The sequence below is a fragment of the Limosilactobacillus vaginalis genome (genome assembly GCF_025311515.1).
GTDB classification, from domain to species: Bacteria; Bacillota; Bacilli; order Lactobacillales; family Lactobacillaceae; genus Limosilactobacillus; species Limosilactobacillus vaginalis.
In genome coordinates this window covers 1,509,252-1,534,133 of the sequence record NZ_CP104399.1, presented here as the reverse complement: position 1 = coordinate 1,534,133, position 24,882 = coordinate 1,509,252, and the positions used below count along the sequence as shown (strand labels likewise).

22 protein-coding genes and 1 tRNA gene are annotated in these 24,882 nt (G+C 40.8%); 13 read left to right on the top strand and 10 right to left on the bottom strand.

All coding sequences use genetic code 11. The annotated features are described in order from the left end of the window. Nucleotides 1–96 precede the first annotated feature (96 nt). A complete protein-coding gene (locus N4627_RS07745; protein WP_191337079.1) occupies nucleotides 97–1,575 on the top strand; it encodes an MFS transporter in 1,479 nt (492 codons plus the stop codon). A gap of 61 nt (nucleotides 1,576–1,636) precedes the next feature. Here N4627_RS07745 and N4627_RS07740 read toward each other — a convergent pair whose 3' ends face one another. After that, on the bottom strand, nucleotides 1,637–2,962 hold the full coding sequence (locus N4627_RS07740) for a replication-associated recombination protein A (RefSeq protein ID WP_260964543.1): 1,326 nt from the start codon (nucleotides 2,960–2,962) through the stop codon (nucleotides 1,637–1,639). A gap of 150 nt (nucleotides 2,963–3,112) precedes the next feature. On the opposite strand from N4627_RS07740, the gene N4627_RS07735 reads away from it, so the two are divergent. From N4627_RS07735 to N4627_RS07725, 3 genes are all read left to right on the top strand, one after another. Continuing rightward, nucleotides 3,113–4,099 (top strand): alpha/beta hydrolase fold domain-containing protein, encoded by a 987-nt coding sequence (locus N4627_RS07735; RefSeq protein WP_003716608.1) that lies wholly within the window; start codon nucleotides 3,113–3,115, stop codon nucleotides 4,097–4,099. Between the two features lie 31 nt (nucleotides 4,100–4,130). Continuing rightward, nucleotides 4,131–4,703 (top strand): DJ-1 family glyoxalase III, encoded by a 573-nt coding sequence (locus N4627_RS07730; protein WP_003716609.1) that lies wholly within the window; start codon nucleotides 4,131–4,133, stop codon nucleotides 4,701–4,703. 93 nt (nucleotides 4,704–4,796) lie between these two features. Then, a complete protein-coding gene (locus N4627_RS07725; RefSeq protein ID WP_098044971.1) occupies nucleotides 4,797–6,107 on the top strand; it encodes an NCS2 family permease in 1,311 nt (436 codons plus the stop codon). Nucleotides 6,108–6,323: 216 nt separating this feature from the next. Here N4627_RS07725 and N4627_RS07720 read toward each other — a convergent pair whose 3' ends face one another. Continuing rightward, nucleotides 6,324–7,286 carry a 2-hydroxyacid dehydrogenase family protein gene (locus N4627_RS07720; RefSeq protein WP_003716611.1) on the bottom strand — a complete coding sequence of 321 codons (963 nt, stop codon included), beginning with the start codon at nucleotides 7,284–7,286 and terminating at the stop codon, nucleotides 6,324–6,326. Between the two features lie 82 nt (nucleotides 7,287–7,368). Beyond that, the gene (gene mprF, locus N4627_RS07715) at nucleotides 7,369–9,954 is read right to left on the bottom strand and encodes a bifunctional lysylphosphatidylglycerol flippase/synthetase MprF (RefSeq protein WP_260964538.1); all 2,586 of its coding nucleotides are present in this window, start codon (nucleotides 9,952–9,954) and stop codon (nucleotides 7,369–7,371) included. A 128-nt stretch (nucleotides 9,955–10,082) separates the two neighbouring features. Between mprF and N4627_RS07710 the strand changes: the two genes are divergently transcribed. Further along, a tRNA-Asp gene (locus tag N4627_RS07710) sits at nucleotides 10,083–10,157 on the top strand. A gap of 267 nt (nucleotides 10,158–10,424) precedes the next feature. Continuing rightward, nucleotides 10,425–11,300: an RluA family pseudouridine synthase gene (locus tag N4627_RS07705; RefSeq protein WP_003716613.1), complete on the top strand. Its 876-nt coding sequence runs from the start codon at nucleotides 10,425–10,427 to the stop codon at nucleotides 11,298–11,300. 82 nt (nucleotides 11,301–11,382) lie between these two features. On the opposite strand, the gene N4627_RS07700 is transcribed toward N4627_RS07705, so the two are convergent. Together N4627_RS07700 and N4627_RS07695 are read right to left on the bottom strand one after the other, a co-directional pair. Further along, nucleotides 11,383–12,081: a DUF4811 domain-containing protein gene (locus N4627_RS07700; RefSeq protein WP_003716614.1), complete on the bottom strand. Its 699-nt coding sequence runs from the start codon at nucleotides 12,079–12,081 to the stop codon at nucleotides 11,383–11,385. Next, nucleotides 12,078–13,520 carry an MDR family MFS transporter gene (locus tag N4627_RS07695; RefSeq protein WP_373369915.1) on the bottom strand — a complete coding sequence of 481 codons (1,443 nt, stop codon included), beginning with the start codon at nucleotides 13,518–13,520 and terminating at the stop codon, nucleotides 12,078–12,080. The genes N4627_RS07700 and N4627_RS07695 overlap by 4 nt, the downstream gene beginning before the upstream one ends. A 189-nt stretch (nucleotides 13,521–13,709) precedes the next feature. On the opposite strand from N4627_RS07695, the gene N4627_RS07690 reads away from it, so the two are divergent. The 4 genes from N4627_RS07690 to N4627_RS07675 all read left to right on the top strand — a co-directional run bounded on the left by N4627_RS07690 (nucleotide 13,710) and on the right by N4627_RS07675 (nucleotide 18,264). Further along, on the top strand, nucleotides 13,710–14,153 hold the full coding sequence (locus N4627_RS07690; protein ID WP_003716616.1) for a MerR family transcriptional regulator: 444 nt from the start codon (nucleotides 13,710–13,712) through the stop codon (nucleotides 14,151–14,153). 82 nt (nucleotides 14,154–14,235) lie between these two features. Next, on the top strand, nucleotides 14,236–14,586 hold the full coding sequence (locus N4627_RS07685; RefSeq protein WP_003716617.1) for a hypothetical protein: 351 nt from the start codon (nucleotides 14,236–14,238) through the stop codon (nucleotides 14,584–14,586). 502 nt (nucleotides 14,587–15,088) lie between these two features. Next, complete coding sequence (rnjA, locus tag N4627_RS07680; protein ID WP_003716618.1) at nucleotides 15,089–16,951, top strand: ribonuclease J1; 1,863 nt, start codon at nucleotides 15,089–15,091, stop codon at nucleotides 16,949–16,951. A gap of 125 nt (nucleotides 16,952–17,076) precedes the next feature. Beyond that, on the top strand, nucleotides 17,077–18,264 hold the full coding sequence (locus N4627_RS07675) for a CPBP family intramembrane glutamic endopeptidase (RefSeq protein ID WP_260964533.1): 1,188 nt from the start codon (nucleotides 17,077–17,079) through the stop codon (nucleotides 18,262–18,264). A gap of 72 nt (nucleotides 18,265–18,336) precedes the next feature. Here the strand turns inward: N4627_RS07675 and N4627_RS07670 are convergent, their stop codons facing one another. Genes N4627_RS07670 through N4627_RS07655 form a run of 4 tightly spaced genes read right to left on the bottom strand, consistent with a single transcriptional unit; the run spans nucleotide 18,337 to nucleotide 21,227 of the window. Then, nucleotides 18,337–18,990 carry an amino acid ABC transporter permease gene (locus N4627_RS07670; protein WP_003716620.1) on the bottom strand — a complete coding sequence of 218 codons (654 nt, stop codon included), beginning with the start codon at nucleotides 18,988–18,990 and terminating at the stop codon, nucleotides 18,337–18,339. 13 nt (nucleotides 18,991–19,003) lie between these two features. Next, the gene (locus tag N4627_RS07665; protein ID WP_003716621.1) at nucleotides 19,004–19,642 is read right to left on the bottom strand and encodes an amino acid ABC transporter permease; all 639 of its coding nucleotides are present in this window, start codon (nucleotides 19,640–19,642) and stop codon (nucleotides 19,004–19,006) included. Continuing rightward, nucleotides 19,643–20,470 (bottom strand): transporter substrate-binding domain-containing protein, encoded by an 828-nt coding sequence (locus N4627_RS07660; RefSeq protein ID WP_098044976.1) that lies wholly within the window; start codon nucleotides 20,468–20,470, stop codon nucleotides 19,643–19,645. A gap of 16 nt (nucleotides 20,471–20,486) precedes the next feature. Beyond that, nucleotides 20,487–21,227 (bottom strand): amino acid ABC transporter ATP-binding protein, encoded by a 741-nt coding sequence (locus tag N4627_RS07655; RefSeq protein ID WP_003716624.1) that lies wholly within the window; start codon nucleotides 21,225–21,227, stop codon nucleotides 20,487–20,489. A gap of 271 nt (nucleotides 21,228–21,498) precedes the next feature. On the opposite strand from N4627_RS07655, the gene N4627_RS07650 reads away from it, so the two are divergent. The 3 genes from N4627_RS07650 (at nucleotide 21,499) to N4627_RS07640 (ending at nucleotide 23,567) form a co-directional block, all read left to right on the top strand. Beyond that, nucleotides 21,499–21,975, top strand: coding sequence for a universal stress protein (locus tag N4627_RS07650; RefSeq protein ID WP_003716625.1), 477 nt, complete (start codon nucleotides 21,499–21,501; stop codon nucleotides 21,973–21,975). A 204-nt stretch (nucleotides 21,976–22,179) separates the two neighbouring features. Beyond that, nucleotides 22,180–22,863 (top strand): VIT1/CCC1 transporter family protein, encoded by a 684-nt coding sequence (locus N4627_RS07645; RefSeq protein WP_260964529.1) that lies wholly within the window; start codon nucleotides 22,180–22,182, stop codon nucleotides 22,861–22,863. Nucleotides 22,864–22,877: 14 nt separating this feature from the next. After that, complete coding sequence (locus tag N4627_RS07640; RefSeq protein WP_098044978.1) at nucleotides 22,878–23,567, top strand: VIT1/CCC1 transporter family protein; 690 nt, start codon at nucleotides 22,878–22,880, stop codon at nucleotides 23,565–23,567. Between the two features lie 251 nt (nucleotides 23,568–23,818). Here the strand turns inward: N4627_RS07640 and N4627_RS07635 are convergent, their stop codons facing one another. Next, nucleotides 23,819–24,721 carry a cation diffusion facilitator family transporter gene (locus N4627_RS07635; protein WP_098044979.1) on the bottom strand — a complete coding sequence of 301 codons (903 nt, stop codon included), beginning with the start codon at nucleotides 24,719–24,721 and terminating at the stop codon, nucleotides 23,819–23,821. Nucleotides 24,722–24,882 lie beyond the last annotated feature (161 nt).

The window sequence follows — 24,882 nt, the reverse complement described above, 5'->3', positions numbered from 1 at the left end:
ATGACTAGTTATTAACTTAAAAAAACATTCGATAGAGAGCGGGTGAAGCGGAATACTGCGGACCCGCTATCTTTATTCTGGGGAGGGGACGAGAACTTGGAATTAAAACAACGACGAACGATCGTTACGGGCGCCTTGCTGTTATCTAATATCATGGCAGGAATGGACGGGACGATTGTTAATACGGCATTACCAGCAATTACCAGTGACTTGCACGCTCTTCAGTATATGGGGTGGATAGTAGCGATTTTCCTGTTTGGGATGGCCGTCGCAACCCCATTATGGAGTAAGTTTGGTGAGCATAAGGGAAATAAGATTGCTTACATTAGTGCAACCTCTCTTTTTGCGATTGGGGCGATTTTTCAGGGACTTGCTCCAAATATCACCTGGTTTATTATTGCCCGGGCAATAATGGGAATTGGTGCAGGTGGAATGAACACGATTCCATTCATTGTCTTTGCCGAAATTTATACCAACCTTAAGAAGCGAGCCACAGTGCTTGGTCTATCAAGTGCTTGTTTCGGGACTGCTTCAATTATCGGCCCCCTTCTTGGTGGGTGGATCGTTGACGCACTTAGTTGGCATTGGGTGTTTTACGTTAATGTTCCGATTGCGTTGATTGCGATTACGATCATTGCGATCTTTTATCAGAACGTTAATAAACAGGCAGCCGGCAAACCAATTGATTACTTGGGAGCAACGTTGTTAGTTAGTAGCTTAATGTTGATTTTGATTGCCGTCCAGTTAATTGGGGTTGCCTCGCTTCCCGTTATCCTCGGTCTAATGATTATTGGCGGGGCATTATTATGGTGGATGGTAAGAGTTGATCAGCAAGCTGCTGACCCGATTGTCCCGAACCGGTTATTTACTAATCATGAATTGGTAATCGACTTTATGCTCTTTGTGATTATTTGGGGCTCCTTTATCGCCTTTGTTATTTATATCCCAATGTGGGCCCAGGGACTTCTTGGGTTATCGGCGTTACTTGGTGGAATGACCCAAATACCAGGAGCGGTGACGGATTTTCTTGGCTCTGAACTGGTCCCGTTTATTCAGGATCGGTGGTCGAAGTATGAAATTGTTGGCTTAGGTGCTTTAACGATTTTTATTTCATTCCTTGGCCTGTTGCTTGGTGGTCAGAAATCACCGTTCTGGTTAATTATGATTCTTGGGGCGTTTGAAGGATTCGGTGTTGGTTTAGTTTTTAACATTCTTCAGATTAATGTTCAGACTGATGCTGAATTACGGGATGTCCCAATTGCAACATCAATGGGGTATTTAATGCGGATCCTCAGTCAGACTTTCATGTCCGCAATTTATGGGGTGATCCTTAATAATGCTTTGTTGCAGGGAATCAAACACCATCATGGAATTACAATGGGAATGCTAAATAAATTATCTAACGCCAAAACAGCAAGTAGTTTACCGGCATCGTTGTTACCCGAGATGCGTCATATCTTATACAGTGGGTATAGAAACATTGTAATCACTGCATTGACCCTCATTACTATTTCGTTAGTAATGGTCATTGTGATGTGGGTCCGAAATAGAAAACAGTCTGTAAAAATAAACTAAAAGAGTGAGCGTAAAGACTAAGCCGGTTGTGGCTATGCTTTTACGCTCGCTCTTTCATTAGCTATTGATTATCGTGTTCTTGATGCCACTCTTTAATTTGCTCCATTCGGGCCTTAAAGCGTCCTTCACGTCCCTGGGTTGTTGGCTTATAAAACTGTTGCTCCGCCAATTCTGGTGGCATTGTTTTCATTGAGGTTAGTTTGTCCTTAGTATCGTGGGCATATTGATAGTGGGCACCGTAATGAAGATCCTTCATTAATTTTGTTGGTGCATTCCGAATCTGAAGCGGAACAGGCAGATTACCAGTCTTCTTAATTACTTTCTTGGCAGTCATTCGAGCTTTATAGACCGCATTTGACTTGGGCGCCAGCGATAGGTAGATAACACATTCTGTTAGGTGAACGTCACATTCTGGAACACCGAGAAATTTGCAAGCTTGAAAAGTATTAATGGCAACATTTAATGCATTAGTATCTGCGAGACCAATATCTTCGCTGGCGAACCGGACTAACCGCCGGGCAATATAGAGCGGATCTTCACCGCCATCGATCATTCGTGAACACCAGTAAATTGCTGCGTCAACGTCGCTATTGCGCATTGATTTGTGAAGGGCGGAAATAACGTTGTAGTGTTCTTCACCGTGTTGATCGTAGCGTAATGATTTAGTATTGATCAGTTGCTTCAGACTGTCGATTGTTAGATTTACTTGGTGGTTGTGGTGATTAGCATTTAATACGGCGATTTCTAGGGTGTTAAGGGCAACTCGAGCATCACCGTTGGCAAACTCTGCAATCATTGTTAAAACGTCATCATTATAACTAATCTTAATTCCGGGGAAACCATCTGGGTGGTTGATTGCTCTTTTAAGGATCGCAATAATGTCATTTACTGTTAATGATTTAAGGACGAAAACCTTGCACCGACTAAGCAGGGCAGAGTTGATTTCAAAAGAGGGATTTTCCGTTGTTGCCCCAATTAAAATAATACTTCCCCGTTCAACAAAGGGGAGAAAAGCGTCTTGCTGTGCTTTATTGAAACGGTGAATTTCGTCGATGAAGCAAATTGTTCGTTCACCAAACTCACGATTCTTCTCCGCCTCTTCCATAATCTTTCTGATATCACGAATACTGCTTGTAACAGCACTAAAGGTGATGAAATGGGACTTCGTTTGCTGGGCAATTATTTCCGCTAACGTGGTTTTGCCGACACCAGGCGGTCCCCATAAAATAAGCGAGGATACCTGGTCGTGTTCAATTAGATCACGAAGAACCTTGCCGTTACCAATTAATTGCTGTTGCCCCATAAATTCTTCAAGATTTCGGGGACGAATACGGTTAGCTAGCGGAGTATTATTATTTGATTGAGCGAAAAGAGATTCTTGGTGCATTAAGATTACTTCCTTTTTAATTAATTTTAAGACAAAACTTAATAAAATTGAATGGAGCTGGGTGCTGAAATCGTGTTACGATGAGAGTAACTATTTCTATAGTGAGGTCGGGAAAACTCGACTAGTTTATTAAGAGGAGCCCAACAGCTCATGAGAAAATTACCAAAATTTCAACACCAGGTTGCATCTGAACTTGCTAGTAATTTTGGCCAAAGTATCCGTGAATTAGTATGCTGTGGTCAACACCGTTCACAGCGAGCAACATTTGTTGAATTACAAATTCAGGTAAGCGGCTTTAAGCAACGGATGACTGATGAACAAAAATTTCACCAGATGCTTACGGAAGCGCAACAAGAAAGTGAAGAAGACTTTGTGATGCCGGCGGTCCCATTTAGCGTCAGTTTGCGAAAATTATCCAACACTTTGGCAAGAACCTATGTTTTAAATGAACAGTCAGGCTCGCAAAAGGCAATTATTTATTTGCCGGGGGGTGCGTATGTTGAGTCACCTGTAAAGGAGCAGTGGTTATTTGCTGACCGGTTAGCTCAAAAAACAGGGGCACGCGTTTACGTTGTCCTATATTCTCATCTTCCACAGCACCAGTTTAAAACGGCATATCGAGAAATTACCCAGGTATATCAACAAGTTTATGATCAAATTCCGGTAAGTAACATTACGCTGTTGGGTGACTCTGCTGGTGGCGGTTTAGCCGCTGGTTTCTGTGAATATTGTGCAGCAACTGATTTGCCACAACCAGGACACTTAGTTTTAATATCTCCCTGGTTGGATCTCGACTTGAATAACCCGACAATCACCAAGTATGAAGCTCATGACGTGACCTTATCAGTTAAGGGATTACGGCGAGTAGCTAAACTGTGGGCTGCAGGTGAAAAGCATGATGATTACAGGCTAAGTCCAATAAATGGTGATGTTAGTCAGATGCGGGATGTTTTTGTTTGTGTAGGTACTCGGGAGATTATGTACCCAGATAGTGCCTTATTCGTCAAAAAACTCCGTGATACAAAAGTGCCCGTTAAGTTTGTCGTTGGGCGTGATTTACCGCATATTTTTCCGGTATACCGGATGCCAGAAGCCGATCAGGTAATGACGGAAATAACAAAAATAGTTAACAATTAGAATGAAGAATTGAAGAAGGAGATCTTAAGTTATGCCAAAAGTTGCAGTCGTATTTGCACCAGGTTGCGAAGAAGTTGAAGGGTTAACGGTGATTGATGTATTGCGTCGCCTTGGTATTGATGCCAAAATGGTTGGCCTTGAAGATCGGGAAGTCCTTGGTGCTCATAATATTAAATTAACTTGTGATGAGTTGATGGGCGATCAGCTGTTGAAGTATGATCTTGTTGCCTTCCCAGGTGGTATGGGTGGCTCAAAACGACTTCGTGATAACGAACAATTAAAGCGATTAATGGTTCAGCGTAACCGGGAAGGCAAGTGGGATGCCGCTATGTGTGCTGCACCAATCGCACTTGCTCGTTATGGCTTGTTAGATAACCATGATTACACTTGCTATCCGGGGATGAATGAAGAAATTCAAAAGGAAGTACCGAGTGCCCGTTTCCACAAAGATATTACTGTAGTCGATGAAGAGGCTAAGATCCTTACTAGTCGTGGCCCAGCAACCGCGCTTGCCTATGCCTTTAAGATTGCAGAAGTCTTGGGAGTTGACACAAAGCAAATTAAGAAGGACATGCTGTACGATTATCTTGCTCAAAATATCTAAATTTTATCTAAGATTCCTCTTTACAGATGAATGCGAATATTATAAGATACCATTTGTTGTTTTATTCGTAATTACTGTTTGGAGGATTTTTTCTTGAACACAATTAGCAATTATTTTAAGCTTAATGAATTAAATACGAACATTCGCACAGAAATTCTAGCGGGGTTCACAACTTTTATTTCGATGTCATACATCTTGTTCGTTAACCCCAATGTTTTAGGAGCAGCAGGGATGAATCAGGGGGCAGTATTCACAGCAACTGCTCTTTCCGCAGCATTCGGGACGTTAATGATGGGGCTTTACGCAAGGTACCCGATTGCTACTGCACCAGCCCTTGGAATTAACGCTTTCTTCTCATATTCCGTTGTTATCGGGATGGGAGTTAACTGGCAGACTGCCTTAGCTGCTGTCTTTGTTGCTTCATTGATCTTTATCCTCATTACCATCTTTAAGTTACGTGAAGTAATTATTGACGCGATTCCAAGTGATTTGAAGTTTGCAATTTCTAGTGGAATTGGTTTATTTATTGCCTTTTTAGGACTTCACCAGGGTGGTTTAATTGTCGCTAACAAGTCGACCGTTGTTGGTCTTGGTTCATTTACTACCCCAACTACCTGGTTAACGATCATTGGCCTAATTGTTACCTCAATTTTGATGGTTAAAAAAGTTCCGGGAGCAATCTTTATTGGAATGGCGGTAACCGCAATTGTGGGATTAATTACCGGGCTGATTCCAATGCCACACCACGTTATTTCGGGTGCACCAAGCTTAAAGCCAACGTTTGGCGTCGGCGTTGAATACTTCTCCCATATTAATACCGTGCAGCTTTGGGTTGTTGTTTTAACTTTCTTGCTAGTAACCTTTTTCGATACCGCGGGAACATTAGTTGGTCTTGCTCAACAAGCGGGCTTTATGAAGGATAATAAAATGCCACGGGTTGGGAAAGCCTTAATGTCCGACTCTAGTGCGATGTTAGTTGGTTCTATCTTAGGGACTTCACCAGTTGGCGCCTATGTTGAATCATCAGCGGGAATCGCGGTTGGTGGTCGCTCTGGGTTGACTTCAGTGGTAACGGCAATCTGCTTTATTTTGGGGATGTTTTTCTCGCCATTGCTGCCAGTAGTTACTAACCAGGTAACCGCACCAGCCTTAATTATCGTTGGGGTATTGATGGCTCAGTCAATGAAACGGGTTCACTGGGAAAAACTCGAAGTTGCGATTCCGGCATTCTTAATTGTTATCGGGATGCCGTTAACCTACAGTATTTCAGATGGGATGGCTCTTGGGTTAATTATGTATCCACTTACCATGATTGCTGCCAAGCGAGGTAAGGAAGTGCACCCGATTATGTATGCACTCTTCTTTATCTTTATTGTATTTATTGCAATTTTGAACGTGAAGTAATAATTATTTAATTAAAAAGCGGGGACTGGGAGCGTGACAGAAGTCATTTATGACTTCGTTTTCACGCCCCCGCAAGCACAAATAGAGCTCCAGTGTTCGGATCTTACCGAATACTGGAGCTCATTTGTGTACTGCGCTGTTCGTGCTTTATCTAAGTAATAGAGCTTATGTCACAGCCCCATTCCTCGCTTCTTTTAGCGGGAATTTTTATTGAGCCTACCTATTAACAATATATTTAGCGGCTTCTCCATTTAAAACGTTGACGGCATTAGTAGCAACGATTTCAGCCATTGCATCCCGAGCTTCAAATGAGGCGTTGCCAATATGTGGTGTCAAGATAACGTTATCAAGTTTCTTGAAGCCGTCAGCAACATTTGGTTCAGCTTCATAAACATCAAGGGCTGCACCAGCAAGTTTATGTTCCTGAAGTGCCTGAAGTAAAGCAGCTTCATTAATTACGGGTCCACGAGCACAATTAATTAGGAATGCTGAATCCTTCATCATTGCGAATTGAGGAGCATCAATTAAATGGTGTGTTTCTGGGGTTAGTGGGCAGTGAAGAGTAACTACGTCAGAACGTTTTAGTAATTCATCAAGTGTAACGTATTCAGCGGAATATTGAGCTTCGGTTGCTGGATCAGCTTGGTGACGTTGGGTGTAAATAATCTTCATGTTAAATGCGTGGAGACGTTGCGCAACTCCACGACCAATACTTCCTAAACCAACAATTCCTAAAGTCTTGCCGGCTAATTCGTGACCAAGGAAGAAGAGTGGTGCCCAGCCGTCAAAACCAACAGAACGCATCACGCGATCCCCTTCAACAATTCTTCGCATTAGGGCAATAACTAATCCGCTAGCAACCTCGGCAGTAGCAGTTGAGGAAACAAATGGCGTATTAGTAACATCGATCCCCTTACTCCGGGCGTATTTTACATCAATGTTATTAAACCCAGCACCAAAGTTGGCAATTAGCTTAAGCTTTGGGGCAGCATCAATTACTTCTTGATCAACTTGGGTAGATAGCGGAGTAATCAATACTTTGCAGTCTTTAACATGCTTAATCAGTTCATCTTTTGAAATTAAGCCTGTTCCATCAAAAACTTCATAGTGGATTGCTGCTTTATTTAATATTTCAGTAGCCACTTTTGGTAATTTTGCTGATAGGTAAACGGTAGCCATAATATTCGCCTTCCTAATAAAAAATAATGACCGTGTAAACGATTACACGATCATTATAGTTCATTCCTAAATTATCGGCAAATTAACGGGTAATCCAGAAAAAGAAAACATGCTTTTCTGGTTTATCTGCACGTTGGTTAATGACACTGACAAGAGCCAACATTGAGTTAATAATTGAACTCCACTTCCGGAATGCGGTGTATCGGGACTCCCAAACGTCAGCATACTTATTTTTATACCGGCGAAGTCCTTGGAACCCATACAGGTGGTAGCCGTATTCGTAGATAAAGTGGGCGGCCTTTTCACCAAGAAAACTAAATTGTGATTCACCCACATTTGATAATGGGGCCATTCCGAGGTCAAAATATTCGTAACCGTGTTCTTGACCATACAGGAACATACTAATGAATATTTTATCCATAATTCCCGAAGGAGCACTATGGGTATGCCGCATTAAATCAATGGTCAGGTACTTTTTTCCCCCGGTTGGCATGAAGGTAGCAAAAGCAACGATCTTGCCGTCTTGATCTGTAACGGTTACGACCGGTGCTTGCTGAATGTAATTTGGTGAGAAGAATCCCAAGGAAAAGCCCTTCTCTACTTGCTTTCCCAGCCAATCATCGGAAACAGCCTTTAATTTTTGCATGAATTCGTCGTCAAATGGAGGTTTTACAACGTTAAATTGGTAGCCTTCACGATCAAATTTATGCATTAACGCCCGCTGTGATCGTTGTCGCTTTCCCGCTAAGGTAAAGTCTGCTAGACGAACCAGTCCAGTTTCACCAGTTTTAATGAAGTCAAAGCCGAATTCATGAAGTAACATCGTAAAGTCACCGGAGACTTCATAAAAGACTAACTGGTAATTATAGAGGTCGGCTTCCGTTAGAAATTGACGAAGAGCAGGTCGAATTTCAGCGGCATTACCAACAGGATCACCCATAATAATTAAGCGGTCATAGTTTCGACGGTACATAAAGTATAGTTGATCCTGATCATCCTTTTGGTAGAAGTACAGGTTCTTGTCTTTTAAGAAGGCGAGATGACTAGTCCGACTACCACCAAACTGGTCAATAACATTATGAACCCGATCCGCAGCAAACTTTTGCTGGTTAGCAAACGGGTCAGCGCCAGAACAGAAGTAACGGAGGATTAAAACCAGGAGAATTAATCCAAGCAGTAGGCCAATCAAGCCGGAGAACCAAACTTTTTCACCCGGAAAAAGGAAGAAGTTTGGAATCTTGTGTGACCGGATATATTGGGGAGCGTTAAGGACCCCTACAATAACGTAAAGAATACAACTTCCGGCAAAAATCAAAAGATCGGTTGCAAATTTACTAATTGAGTATTGAAGCTTTGCACGGTAGAGTTCCCGCTTTGAAAGGAGAATAAGAACCAGAACAATGGCAAGGTAAATGGTTAAGCTCATTGTTCTTAAATTCCACCAGGTACTGATAATCCCGATTAGTAATAAGGCGAGTGTCGGCCAGTAAGCCTTTTGAACCTTTGATGCTAATCCCCGGGCACAAGCTAACATGGCAATGGCGAATAGCACTGTGGATAATTGATGGATAAAAAAGAAAGTAAACGGATAAAGTCGAGCAAAGAGCTTGTTATCGGCTGTAATGTCAGGAACCGCAGCGGCAAGCAGCATCAAGATTCCAGAAATGTACATGAATGCTGTGATTAGAAAGTGAGCAGTATTTTGAATGATGACTAATGGCAGACCATCAAAGAAGTCATTAACTTGCCGAGCTAAATCGTGAAGAAAGAGAACTCCGGCGACAATTAACGGCACGATATAATAGAAAATTCGGAAGAGGAGTAGCCAAATAATAATTGTCGGCTTAGAAACTCCCATTAATGACAATTCAAACATCATCATGACATCGAAGGAACCGAGGGCACCGGGAATCATGGAAATAACCCCAAGCAGCTGAGCAACTACGTATAGGGGTAAAACTGATGCTAGGTTGTGACGAACCCCTAAGCACCAACCGACTAGCAGGAAGAAAAGAGCAACAAATAGCCATTCGCAAGTTGAACTGCCGACTAGAAGTCCCTCAATTTTTGGGGTAACGTCCTTAAATAACCGGTTATTGTTAATTAGGGTAAAGTAAAAAACAACAGGGAAGTAAAGACCACCAGCAACAAGCCAAAGTGCATACTGGTTAAAGTGACCTCCCTGATGGAAGATAAACATAAAGGATAAGGCAACCCAGCAAAGTACCGAAAGTCCTGACAAAAGGAAAACAGCGATCTTAGAAATTGCTAATAAAATATCTTTTTTGTTGGCGTGCTTACGGTAAAAATAAGCACGCATTGTTGCGCCAAGGACACCACCAAAACCAGCAATATTTGTGAGCGTGTTTGTAATCCAGCCACAGCGAATAATGTATGATCGCTTGAACTTTCCAGGAAGAAATTTAACAATTACAAAATCATACCCCAGCATTGGAACAACTGCGATACAACCAAAAATAAGCAGAATTAAAATGTTTGACCATGTTAAATTGCTTAACCCTGTACCAACCCGGTGCCAATCAACGGTTTTGAAAAAGCTGGTTAGGGCATGTACGACAAAGATAATGACCGAAATTACAAAGACAATCTTTATTGGTCGCGCGTATTTAACCCACCATGATGACAATCGTTTATATAGGGATTCCATAGTATCCTCCTCAATAGAATGCTAATAACTATTATAAGGTATTTATGGCTGATGAAGAAGAAAAAGGAAATTAAAAAAGTTGTTGACACCTGAGGGGAAGTTTCGTATACTTTTATTTGTTGTCAAATGGTCCGTTGGTCTAGTTGGTTTAGGACGCATCCCTGTCACGGATGAGATCACGAGTTCGAGTCTCGTACGGACCGTCATAGTAAATAAAGAAAGAGGATGAGAAAAAACTAGGCGTTTTTTCTCATCCTCTTTCCATATTTAGCACTCTCCGAACCTATAGAGTCTAATCGCGGAAATTAACTGAGGGACTCGAGCCTAACGCAGCGAAGCAAGCCTATTCGGCTACGAACGATTCTGATGATTTCATCATCATTCATCGTTCTAGGTTAGTCAACCGTCCCTCCGAGAAAGTTAATTTCCAGCTTCTTTCTTTATATCCTGAAACAATTTTGGAGGTAAAAATGGAAAACACTTGGCAATATCAAGGTGCCCAACCGATTAAAATTAAAAAGTTTCTTCAATCATTGGGAATGGGACACCGCCTTTTCAATGATTTAAAGAATGGTCAGGGAAAATTTTTGGTTGATCACCGAAAAGTTCGACCAACGACGAAGATATTGCCTAACCAGCCATTAACTATAATTGCTCAACCGGAGTTGCGTGACTTATCGGTAAAATTGAGTGATGCCCCGCTTAATATTGTTTATGAGGACGATAATTGGCTAGTAATTGATAAGCCTGCAGGGGTAACGTCAATTCCTGGCCCTACAGTTGACAATGGAACTGTCCTTAATCGTGCAGTCCACTACTTGGTTGAAGAAAAGTCAGCTGACCAACGACCGCATTTAATTACTCGACTTGATCGTTATACAGGCGGCTTGCTTTTAATTGCTAAGCACCATGTGGCATCAAGCATGATTAGTCAACAGGTTCAGCAGCACCAGATGTTAAAGGAATACACGGCATTTGTATCAGGAATCTTTGATAAGGAGCATGACATTATTGATAAGCCAATTGCTCGTCGTGAAGGACAGGTTCAGCGAGTTATTGCTGAAGATGGTCAACGTGCAGTAACTGAGTATTGGGTAGAAGAGGAAGGTGCAGACTGGACTAAATTGCGAGTTCGTTTGCATACAGGGCGCACCCACCAGATACGAGTTCATCTAGCTTCAATTAATCACCCGTTGATCGGTGATCATCTTTATGGTGGTGATACTTCTAAGTACCAGCACCAAGCACTTTGGGCAACTAAACTATCATTTAAGGATCCTTTTACCTTAAAGCAATTAACATTTTCCCGGGAAATAAATGAAATTCCTGATAAGAAAATAAAATGAGGTTATCTCGCTAAGTGGATAACCAAAAAGAGACCGCCAAAAAAGCAAAACGCTTTTTAGCGGTCTCTTTTACCATTTGTACCTAATTTTTCCTAATTAATTGAGCGAGGAATTCTTGCTCAGCCTGTTGTGATATTTGATGAATCTGTTGAGCATTCATATTTGGTTGCTTTATCATTGCAGCTTTAACCTTCGCAGTTACGAAGCTCTTTGCTTGAACTTGAATCTGTGAGTTATCAGTATTAGTCATCCTTTTTTGAAGACGTTTAGCCTGCGCAGGAGTCAGCTTAACAAATGTGTGTGGGTATTCAATTACGTTAGTCCGTTTGATTAATGTCCCGTTCATTCCTGACCACAGAAAGAGACCCTTGTAAAAGCTGTTCTTAAATTGCCACCGTGTTTCGGTTGTTTTTAATTCTGGCGCAGTTCGATTTGTAAATTTCATTTTACTTGTCGTGTATTCGTTTGCTTGAGTATGAGCAGCATTCTTTTGATTTTGGTGAGTCTTATAAATTAGGACATTTTCTTGGCCGCTAGTTCCAACTGGTTGGTAAATAGCAATTGGAAGGGGACTAGCTGCTGAATAAACAGTTTGGCGGGTCGTCGTTGTTACCTTTTTCATCCCGAAATGCTGACTGTAATTTAACGTCATTAAAGCAGTTGAGCCGACAAAGAGAATCCCGAAAATAAGGGTACCAACGATCCTTGCTAGACGTTGATTAATAAACATCACGCAGGCGAATAGCGCAAGCGCGGAACCAAACATTAAGACAATAATCATTTAGGATCCTCCTTTCCTTGAATATCGTTTGCATCAATTTTTACATGGATTCCTGTACCGCTTGTTACAAAGAAAGTTAAGCAAAGGCCAATCAATGCAAAGGCAATTGCAAACCAAAATGTTGAATGGTATCCCATTAAAGTTGCATCAAACATTTGTGACTTATATTGCAGTGGAGCGGCTTTAAGTAATGAATGATTAGGCTTATTACAGTTCGTAACGTTGGTTAAAACTGAGATCATAATTGCCGTTCCCACAGAAGTAGCGACCTGCCGTAAAGTATTATTTACGGCTGTCCCGTGTGAAATTAAAAGGTATGGCAAAGAGTTCATCCCGGCAGTAGTTACCGGCATCATTACCATTGAGATTCCAAACATTCGAACTGCATATAAGAAGACGATGTAAATAATTGGCGTATCACGGGTAATAAAGGCGAACGGAATTGTGCCAACAGAAAGAATGAACATCCCGGTAATCGCTAACCGTCTTGCACCATGGCGATCGAATAGGTTTCCCGTGATTGGGCTCATAACCCCCATGAAAAGGGCACCAAAGAGAAGTGTTAGTCCTGAATGGAAAGCAGACATTCCGTGAATGATTTGAAGGTATAGCGGGATAACCAACTCAACCCCAACCATTGCCATCATTACAATGGAACTCAAGATGGTTGCTAGGGTGAATTCATTACTCTTGAAAACCTTGAACTCTAAAAATGGTTCATCTAGTTTGTTTTGGCGAATAACGAGGAAAACAACTAAAATAATTCCGATAATAATAGTTGTTAAGACAATCGGATCAGTCCAACCATCATTACCAACACTGGAGAAACCGTAAAGCATACTACCAAATCCAGCGGTAGAGATACCGACAGACAACCAGTCAAGGTGAGGCTTCTGATTTGGAATAACGTTTTTAACCAAGAATAAACTGGCAATAATTACAATCGCAGCAATTGGTACAATCATGCCAAAAAGCCACCGCCAGCTAAAGTTATCGATGACCCATCCAGAAAGTGTTGGCCCGATTGCAGGAGCTAAGCCAATAACCAACCCGTTGATTCCCATCGCGGCACCACGCTTTTCAGGTGGATAGATTGTCAGCATAATATTTTGCATTAATGGCATGTTGATTCCTACACCAATTGCTTGAATTAATCTTCCGCTTAAAAGAACAGCGAAGGATGGGGCAAGCCAGGACATAATTGTTCCTAGTTCGAAAATTGACATTGCAATGACAAATAGTCCTTTAGTGTTAAAGCGACTACTTAAGTATGCACTGATTGGGATCATGATCCCGTTAACCATTAAGAAACCAGTGGTTAGCCATTGAACCGTTGACGTACTGATATTAAAAGCCTTCATTAAAGCTGGAAAAGCAGTTGAAAGAATGGTCTGGTTTAAAATAGTACAAAAGGCACCGATTAATAAGACGAGAACCATTAGGCTTCTGTTGTATGGCTTATTGTTAATATCTACTGGAACAGATTGTTGATCCACACTAAATACCTCTTTTCGTTTTTAAATCAATACAAGCTAATATAAAACTATCTAATATCATTGTCAAATTATTTGACAAAAACAACTAACTTTAAGATAATAAACCGTGAATTAAATGGTTGGAGGAATTTGATGGATATTTTACTAGCAGATCGGTTTCGTAAAATGATTAAGCAGAGCAACTTAAGGATTACGATGTCCCAATTAGTGGAAATGACGGGAGTGTCACCGAGTCAAATTCGTTATTGGGAGAAGAAGGGATACATTAACTCAGAACAAGGGGAAAAGAACCAGAATCACTTATATTCAATTAACATTCTTTATCGGGTTTGTACGATTAAGTTTTTCCTTGATCAGGGATATACGCTTGCTGTAGCGGTTAAGAAAGAGCAGGAACGCCGAGAAGCTGTTAAGCTATTCAGGGAGTTTATCTTTAACCAAAAATTGAGTGTTGAGCAAACTGGTTCAGGCAAGGGTGAAATTATACTGGGAAAGATTGCCGAAAATCCAAATACTGAGGTTTATGCAACCATTGAGGACGGTAAAACTGAGTTACACCTTCGAAAAAGTGAATAACTAACGAATATTAGCGGTTTGTGTTATGGTAGAAATAATAGCTATGTATTCTACGGTAAACTAAGAAAGGAAAGCGATTAGATTGGCAGAAGTAGGATTGCGCTATGATGAGCTAGATAATCAAGCAGCTAAGGAAGCAGCTTTGAAAACATTTATTGCTTTTTATATTCATCAATACCGATTAAAGAGTCTTGAAATTATGGGGGCCAAGGCTTCAAATGAGGTTATGGGAACGATAAACCACGTTCTGAAGGAAAATTCCTACCATGGTGCAGAAGAACTTGCTGAAATTAGCGAACGTCTTTGCAAACCCGCATATGAGGAAGTCCTCAGCGAGTTAACCGACGTAAAGTTTAATCAAGAAGGACAACCCATTGTTCCATTAGAAAAGCTTTGGCAAAAGGAAGAACAACAATTGCCAAAGGAGGATTAGGAAAAAAAGAGTGTGAGCCCGTTAAAACCTTCCGGTGGCTAACGATTTCTCCACCGAACGACGTTTCATCGTCGGAGGTGGAGAAATCGTTAGCTCGAGGAAGGTTAGGGCGAATACATTTCGACTATGCCGCCTAGAACTTACAGTTAGGGCGAACGCATCTCGACTATGCTGCCCAGAACGCTAACTCTAGCAAGTCCCTGGCGAGCATAATAAAATCAGACATTTAAAGATGATAATAAAATGATCTCCTTATTTGATTTAGGGAGGTCATTTTATATTATTTCTGGGTAATTTTTTTGATTCTTGGATAATAGCAGAAAAAAACAATTTATGTTAAAATATTATTAGTTTTAAGTACGGATATAAAATATAAAACTGAATCACCAATTGATAAAACCGTTCCTTTACCTGAGAAGCGGGTCTTTTGGCTTACAATTTTCCGTTATTGTTTAAATCTAAGTAGAATTTAAGAAAAATAGAAAGGTATAAGAAAGGTATTATGTCAAAATTAGATATCAAGAATAATGAAGTTGCCTTTTATGCAATGGGTGGCTTAGGCGAAATTGGTAAGAACATGTACTGTGTTCAATTCCAAGACGAAATAATTATTATTGACTGTGGTGTGCTTTTCCCTGAAGATGAACTCCTTGGGGTTGACTACGTAATTCAGAATTATGATTACCTAATTGAAAACAAAGATAAGATTAAGGGAATCTTTATCACTCACGGTCACGAAGATCACATTGGTGGCTTGCCATTCTTCTTGCAGAAAGTAAATGCGCCAATCTATGCGGGACCATTTGCAATGTCCTTAATTAAGGGAAAACTTGAAGAAAAGCACCTGTTACGTGATGCAGAGCTTCATGAAATCAACGAATTTGATGAAGTCCATTTCAAAAAATTGTGGGTTAGCTTTTTCCGGACTACTCACTCAATCCCTGATACTTTAGGAGTAGCCGTTCATACACCTCAAGGGACAATCGTTCAAACCGGTGACTTTAAGTTTGATTTAACTCCAGTTGGTCACTTGCCAGGGCCAAACCTTCAACAGATGGCCAAACTTGGTGATGATGGTGTTCTTCTTCTGACATCTGACAGTACTAATGCTGAGCGACCACAATTTACTAAGTCTGAACGGTGGGTCGACATTCATATTCGGCGGATCTTTGAACGGATTAAGGGCCGAATCATCTTTGCTTCATTTGCTTCCAATGTTTATCGGCTACGTGAAGCTTCAGATGCAGCGATCGCCCAAGGACGAAAGATCGCTGTCTTTGGTCGGAGTATGGAAAATGCCATTACAGCTGGTCAAGAACTAGGTTACCTTAATATTCCCAAGGATTCATTAATTGATCAGAATGAAATTAATAATTATCCACCGGAAAAGGTTTTAATTATGTGTACTGGTTCTCAGGGTGAACCAATGGCAGCTCTGAGTCGGATCGCCAACGGTACTCACCGGCAAATCACCATTCAACCCGGTGATACGGTTGTCTTCTCAAGTAACCCAATTCCTGGTAATACTACTAGTGTTAATGCTTTAATTAACAAGCTTGAAGAAGATGGTGCGAACGTTATTCATGGTTACGTTAATAATATCCACACCTCTGGACATGGTGGTCAGATTGACGAAGAGTTTATGTTGCGGTTAATGAAGCCAAAGTTCTTTGCTCCAGTTCACGGTGAATACCGGATGCAGAAGATTCACACCAAGTTAGCAGAAATGACTGGCGTGCCGCAAAAGAATAGTTTTATCTTAGCTAATGGTGATGTTTTAGCATTAACCAAGGATTCTGCACGAATTGCGGATCACATTGATAGTGCTGCTGACGTGTACATTGATGGGCGTGATGCTGGTGATACTGTTGGTAATCCTGAAATTCACGAACGTCGCCTTCTTTCTGAAGAAGGGGTTGTGACTGCTGTTGCGGTTGTTGATTTGAAAGATTACCAAATTGTTGCTGGACCTGATATTGTTTCCCGGGGATTTGTCTACATGCATGAATCTCAAGAACTAATTAAGGCGGCGAACCATGAAGTCTTTTGGGCAATCTTGAATACCTTTAAGAATCATAAGCACGTGGATCGGCGAGCACTTAACCGGACGATTATTAGTCGTTTACAGAAGCTCCTTTATGCGCGAACAGGTCGGCGTCCAGTGATTATTCCAATGGTTACGATTTTAAATGGCGATCGTCATTACGAAAACCATCATTATCGTCAACCAAACAATAATAAAAAGAAAGCTAATCACGAAAAGAATAACAGTAACAACCGGAAGAACCATCAACAACGGAAACATAACGGTCATAAGAAACAAACCGTTAAAAAAGAACCAGTTGCTGCTGGTAAAAACGAATAGGTGAAGAAGAGAACTGAGAGGAATTTTCATCAGTTCTCTTTTATTTTTAAATAAATGCTTAAACTAGTTTGTTTAATTTGGTATGATCGAACGGTATAAGCAATTATTTATTTGGAGGAATCTCGATGACTGGAAGAGACTATTTAAAAATCTGGTATCGAGTTCAAATTGGTGCGACTTTAATTATTTTAATGATGATGATGATTCGTAACTTTGAACTTGGCCGTAATATTTGGCTGCAATTGTTATGGATGGTAATTATCCTCGGAATAGGCCTTTCTGAGGAACTATGGGAGAATGTTCCCCCAATTATCAGTAGTGTTAACTGTTGGCTTCAGGGCCTAGCTCAGCCAATAATTTTAACGTTTGCGTGGGGGGTTATTACCCGGGAAATTATTACGGTACTTCACATGCCATCTCGGGGAGTAGTATCAATCATGATTTTGTATTATTTCGTAATGTACGCGCCCTTTGCTAGTGTTATTGGTGGACAAATGGAATTAAGTATTGAGCGGTTTATTTTTGTGATTTGGATGTTTCAGATTGTGATTGTTCCGTTTACATCTTTACCATTTGATTTAATTGACAATCAAAAACTATCGACCTTACTAGCAACTGGAGCGGTTGGTGCAGTTGCCTACTTTATTTTTGCCACAACGGTGATGCGTGCCTGGCATTTGTCATGGCCTGGGCTAAAGCCAAACTGGAGTGGGGACTTTAATTGGTGGATCCTCTTGTTGATGATCGCAATTTTTGTTGTTCCGTTAGGCAGTAATATGATGGCGATCAATCATTTGCCTAAGGGGGGATTCTTTAAGCTAACATGCCAGGCATTTGAAGCGGGACTAGCGGAAGAAAGCCTATTTCGCTTTGCAATGCTTGGAGTTCTCTTTTACGCATGGCGGAATGTTAAGCAGCGACTGCCGTTAGCACTCCTTACAAGTTCAATCTTATTCGGCTTTGCACACTTGATTAACTTAGGCGGACAAAGAGCTGATTTAACGTTCTATCAAATTGGTGTAGCTTTCCTTCTGGGACTATTTTTAGCAGTTGTCTACGTTTATACAGGACAACTATGGTTAACGATGCTAATGCACTTTAGTCTCGACTGGTTTAGCTTCTTGGCAACGGGAACTACTAAACTTACTGGTGATTTGGTTCCTGGTGATTGGTGGGCACTGTTAATCCTCTTTGTGATTTTTGGTGGCTTTAGCGTTTGGATGATGTTTGGTACTCGTAGAAAAGTTATGGAACGTCATGTTAAACGCTTAACGGGTGAACACCAACATTTTGGTTACTCAATTCAATATTAAGGATAAATAAAAATGATCCAGCTCTTAGCTAAGGGCTGGATCATTTTGTTTATTTATACTGTTACTCTTTTCCTATGCCAGATGCTTATCAAGGTAACGAGCAAGAAGGGACAGAGAGTAACAAACAATAAAGTACAGAACGGCCAAAGCGACAAACATTGGAATGATGTAGTTGGTATTTTGACCATAAATAATTTGAGCATGGTACATCAATTCTGGTAAGACAATAATTGTTGCCAGTGAGGTATCCTTAACCAGTGAAATAAACTGGCTAACAAGTGCCGGAAGCATGTTTTTAATTGCTTGTGGCAGAACGATTAGTCGGAGAGCCTGCCACTTAGTAAGACCGTTGGCAAGTGCTCCTTCAGTTTGGGCATAGTCGATTGAATTGATTCCCGAACGAACAATTTCAGCAACCATTGAGGATTCAAAAACGGTTAGCGCCATAATAGCAGCCGGAATAATTTCGGGCTTAACTCCAATATTTGGTAGGCCAAAGTAAGTAAAGAAGATGATCAGCAGTAGTGGAAGGTTTCGAATTAAGTCAATAATGAAACCAACAATTGCCGAAACGTACTTAATCTTGGCATACCGGATAATTCCTAGCAAAGTTCCGATGATGAAACTACAGATAATTGAGGCAACCGAGATTTCGATGGTAATTCCTAATCCTTGAAGTAAGAAACGAATATTAACCCATGAGTAGGCATCAATAAAGTTTTGCATATTATCCACCTCCCTATGCTAGCTTCTTTTCCAGGTGACGCATATAGTAGCTGAGAGGTAAGGTAATAATCAGGTAAAGGACACCAACAATGAAGTAAGTTGGCATTGTTTGGAGGGTGTCATTTGCAATCAGATTTCCTTCATACATTAAGTCAAAACCGGCTACAAAGGCAAGGACAGAAGAGTTCTTGACCAAGTTAATGAATTGGTTGCCTAGTGGCGGAATAACAACTCTAAATGCCTGCGGAAGGATGATGTAACGCATTGCTTGACCGTGAGTTAGTCCATTGGCAAGGGCACCTTCTAATTGACCACCCTCGACTGAATTGATTCCTGCCCGAACAGTTTCAGCGATGAAGGCGGAAGTATAGAGAGTTAAACCAATTGTTCCGGCAGCAAAACCGCTTATTTTAGTGATGTACATGGGAATAATGAGGAAGAAGCCCATTGCAATTACCAATAAAGGAATATTCCGAAAAACTTCAACATAGATACTCCCGATCAAACGAACAATTCGATACTTAGAAATCTCTAGCAGAGCAAAGAATGTTCCAATTATTAAGCTCCCAACAAGTGCGATTAAACTACAAAGAATGGTGTTCCACAGACCGCTGAGTAGGGGATGCCACTGTGTTGTAATAATATCTAACATTTAACGCTTCATCTCCTGATAATTAAACCCTTTAACGTTACCAAACCATTTTAGAAGAAGCCGGTTATAGGTTCCGTTTTTTTCAAGTCGTTCTAACGCCCAATTCAACTTGTTTCTGAATGGCGCTTGGTTCTTGTTTACCGCGATTCCGTAAGGCTCCTTAGTAAAATTGCCACCAACAACTTCATAACTAGGATTTTCACTTGCCATCCCGTAAAGGATCCCGTTATCTGTGGTTAATGCATCTCCTTGCTTAGACTTTAAGGCCGTCATTGCTTGAGCGTAGTCTGAAAGTTGGAGAACTCGTGCTTTCGGTGCATACTTTGCCACGTTTTTAACTGAATTAGAACCAGAAACCCCTAAGATAACTTTGCCGGGCTGATTTAAATCTTGAATATTTTTAATCGGACTACCCTTTTTTACTAAAAGAGATTGACCGGCATCAAAGTAGGACTTAGTGAAATCAACCTGCTTTTCCCGTTCTGGCGTAATTGTCATCGTTGCCATAATGGTGTCAATATTACCATTCTTTAATAGCGGAACTCGAGTACTGCTAGTAACGGGAACGAAAACGGCCTTTCCGTTAGGCCCGAGGATTTCTTTAGTCATTGCCTTGGCAAGATCGATTTCAAACCCTTCAAGCTTTCCCGTTCGAATATTCTCCAAACCGAAAAGACGAGTATCAGCTTTAACTCCCCAAGTAATTTGCTTATTTTTTTGATCAACTTTGAGAACGTCTTGATTAGCCACAGAACTACAGCCAGAAAGAACGGTGATACTAATAAGGGCAACTGCAGCAATCGTTAATAAGTGCCAAATCTTTTTCATTATTTTGGCCTCCCCCTTAGTGTCCGCTAATCTTACTCATAAATTCGCGGGCCCGTTGAGTAGTTGGTTGATCGCCAAAGAACTTTTCGGTGGAGTCATCTTCAATAATTCGACCATCAGCCATAAAGATAACCCGGTCGGCAACGTCCCGAGCAAATCCCATTTCGTGGGTAACCACCAGCATGGTCATGTTAGAATTTTCTGCAATATCCTTCATTACATTAAGAACATCATCAATCATTTCTGGATCGAGTGCACTCGTGGGTTCGTCAAATAGAAGACACTTTGGCTTCATTGCTAGGCTGCGGGCAATTGCAATCCGTTGCTTTTGCCCACCTGATAGTTGTGCAGGCATATTATCAGCCTTATCGGCAAGGCCAACCTTTTCAAGCAGCTGCATTGCGAATTCACGATTTTCCTTTTCCGGTCGTTTAAGAACAATCCGCGGTGCCAGCATGATGTTTTCCAAAACGTTTTTATTGTTGTAAAGGTTAAAATGCTGGAAAACCATTCCAACGTCTTTACGAATCAAGTTAACGTTGGTTTTCTTATCAGCTAGGTCAAACCCGTTAACAATTAATTGACCGTCACGAATTGGATCCAACCCATTAATTGTCCGAATTAGACTACTTTTTCCTGAGCCGGATGGACCGATTAAAACAACCGTTTCACCAGCATCAATTGTTAAGTTAATGTCCTTTAATGCGTGGAATTTACCATAGTATTTTTGGACATCATGAAATTCTATCATTGACATGGTACTTTACTCTCCCCTAAATTTACGATGTCATTAGTAGTCATAAAGACTAAAACAATTAAATTATAGAACTTGTTGGATCGACAGGCAAGAAAGCTCAGACGAATATAAAAATTTAAAAATAATTATCATTTAATATAAAAGAATTTTATTTTAGGCTTACCAAAATAAATATTTACAAATATTTGATAAGTAGTAACATAGTAGGTGAAACTTACTGCGATCGAGATAATCTATTGATCGTCAGGACCACAGAGAGGGGAATAGTTTAATGTTTGAAATTAAGCCAAAGAAGTTCAAGAAGATCCTTGTCGGTGTCGATGATGCACCAGATGCCCGGGCTGCTTTTTCATATGCAGTAGATAAGGCAAAACGTGATGGCTCCGAATTAGGAATTGTTTCTATTTTGGAAACTGGTAACGTTAATGTTTATCAAATTCTTGACAAAGATTATGTTCACAGTTCTGCTGATGAATTACGGAAACGGATTAACGAATACGTAAAGGCTGCCGTTGATTACGGAGTTGATCCAAGCAAGATTACGGGAATTGTTGATCAAGGTGAACGACCAGCGGAACGGATTTGTAACCACGTTATTCCAGCATTTCAACCAGACTTGCTAGTTGTTGGGTCAATTGGTAAATGGGGTAATCGGAAGGCTGTTGGTTCACAAGCATCCTACATGACTAGACATGCAGGTACTTCCGTATTTGTTATTCGGACAACCGCTGTGGAAAGATATGAATAATTATTTCTGATTAGTAATTAGTACTGATTTAAAACCTTAGCTAATCAAGGATAAAGGGACTACGACAACCTGTCGCGGTCCCTTTATCCTTTAAGATGCAATTAATAATCTTTCTAAACTAACGTCAAAAACACAGAATTATTAGTTGATCTACTTTTAAACAATGTTATAATGATTCTAATTTAAAAAAGAGGAGTCTTTAGAATGGCTAGTAAAAAGATGTCACTAGCACAAAAAGTTAATATTTTGCGTGCTAGTGTAATGGGGGCCAATGACGGCATTATTTCAATTGCCGGAATTGTTATCGGGGTTGCCGCTGCAACTAATAATGCCTATTCTATTTTAATTTCTGGACTATCAGGGACGTTAGCCGGAATGATCTCAATGTGTATGGGTGAGTACGTATCGGTATCTACCCAGAAGGATTCACAAAAAATGGCATTGATTAGTAAACGTCAACGATTAGATGATCAATACCAAGAAGAATTTAATTATGTTCAGCAAAAGTATGAAGATCAGGATATTGATCCCAAACTTGCTAAGCAGGCTACCAAGGAACTGATGGATAAGGATGCCCTGTCAACTGTTGTTCAAGAACGGTATGGGTTTAATCCTAAAGATTTTACCAGTCCATACGCGGCCGCCATTGCATCGTTCATCTCTTTTCCAACCGGTTCTGTCTTACCAATGCTAGCAGTTACGCTGGCACCCGCAGAAAGTAGAATTCTTGCGACTGCAATCGCGGTTTTAATCGCCCTGTTAATAACGGGATACTGCGCTGCGATCCTGAGTAATTCTAACCGGTTGAAGTCAAGTATTCGGAATGCCATTGCTGGATTACTAACTATGGGTGTTACCTATATTATTGGTCAGTTGCTGGCACACTAAAGGAGGGGTGAGCGATGGAAAAAATTAAGCAACAAAAAAAGCAAACGATGGAAGAAAAGCTGAATACCCTTCGTGCTGGTGTATTAGGTTCGAATGATGGTATCTTAACCGTTGTTGGTGTTCTGGTTTCTGTTGCCGCTGCGACATCTGACCGGTTTACGATCTTTATTGCGGGGCTATCTGATTTGCTTGCATGTGCGTTTTCAATGGCTTCTGGAGAGTATGCTTCAGTTTCAACACAGAAGGATACAGAAGAATCGGCCGTAAGTAAGGAGCAACACCTCTTAAAAACTGATTTTGAAAGTGAAGTTGCTGCTGTTAAGGATTATTACGTCAGCAAGGGTGTTACTCCAGAAACTTCACTCGCAATTGCAAAAGATCTTCTTAGCAAAAAGCCTCTGGAGACCGTTGTTCGGGTTAAGTATGATATTGAGTTAGGACACTACTTGAATCCTTGGGATGCTGCTTTCTCCTCTCTCTTTTCAGCAGCTGCCGGTGGAATCTTTCCCCTTTGTGCGATGACCTTTGCCCCCGCTGCTTATAAGTGGTATGCGGTTATTTTGGCGGTAGTTTTAACTAGTGCGCTAACCGGATATATTAGTTCAAAGCTGGGAAACGGGTTAGTAAAAATCGCAGTTATTCGAAATATTATCATTGCATTGATTACTGTTGCCATCCACTACGGAGTTGGTAAGCTGTTCTAAAAATATTGAAGCTGGGAATTAACTTTCTCGGAGGGACGGTTGACTAACCTAGAACGATGAATGATGATAAACTCATCAGAATCGTTCGTAGCCGAATAGGCTTGCTTCGCTGCGTTAGGCTCGAGTTCCTCAGTTACGATACGAAGTGAGCCTATTTGGATTCCCGCGATTAGACTCTATAAGTTCGGAGATCGCTAAATATGGATAGAGGATGAGAAAAAATGTTTAGTTTTTTCTCATCCTCTTACTACTTATTTAATTAAATGTTCCTCATCAACCACCGTATCGAAGAAGTCCTCGTCTTTTCCCCGGTGGTATTCTGCTTGAATTGTGACGTGGCAAATACCATATTTTTCGCGAAGAATTTTATCAACCTGACTATAAATTTTTTCAACATCGCTAAGCTTCATATCGTGACAATTTAAATGGGCGGAGAAAATAATTCGCTTTTCATCAATCATCCATGCATGAACATGGTGAACCGCGGTAACCCCATCAATTTTAACCAAATCTCGTTCAATCCCGTTATAGTCAAGCTTTGGCGCTGATTCCATAAGAATGGTAACGGTTTGCTTGATTACAGGCCAAGCCTCGTAGGCAATGTAGATTGCCACTGCAATTGTCAAAACCGGATCAAGCCAAGGGATGTTAATAAATGTTAGAATCACACCGCCAATAATTACGGCAAATGATGATAGGGCATCACTTAAAACGTGAAGGTAGGTTGCTTTTACATTTAAGTTATTGTGGCTTCCAGAATGAAGCAGAACCGCTGAAAGTAAGTTAGCGACTAAACCAACAACGGCAACAATTAACATTATTTCACCGTTAATATGTGCGGGCTGCTGAATTCGTTTAATGGCTTCGATGATTAAGAATACCGAGACGATTACTAAGAAAGCAGCGTTGACCATTGCCGCAAGAATTTCAGCGCGACGGTATCCATATGTCCGTTTGCTCGTTTCTGGCTTGTTAGCAATTGACTGGGCAACATAGCCGAGAACAATTGAAAATGAGTCTCCTAAGTTATGAAAGGCATCGGACAGTAAGGCAAGACTTCCTGAAACCAGTCCCCCGATAATTTCAACAACAGTTATCAGAACGTTTAATACGGTTACTGCTAAAAAGCATTTTCCCGTGATTTGTTCATCCATCGTAAACTCCTCATTTCTTTGATATCTCCTTCATAAGTTTAGCATACTAAATTACTAACTAACAAAAAAATTAGGCTATCCGAAGAAGATGCTTATTGATTATGCTATAATCAAATGTGTTATTATAAGTTAATTAGAGGACCGTTCGTAGGCCGATAAAC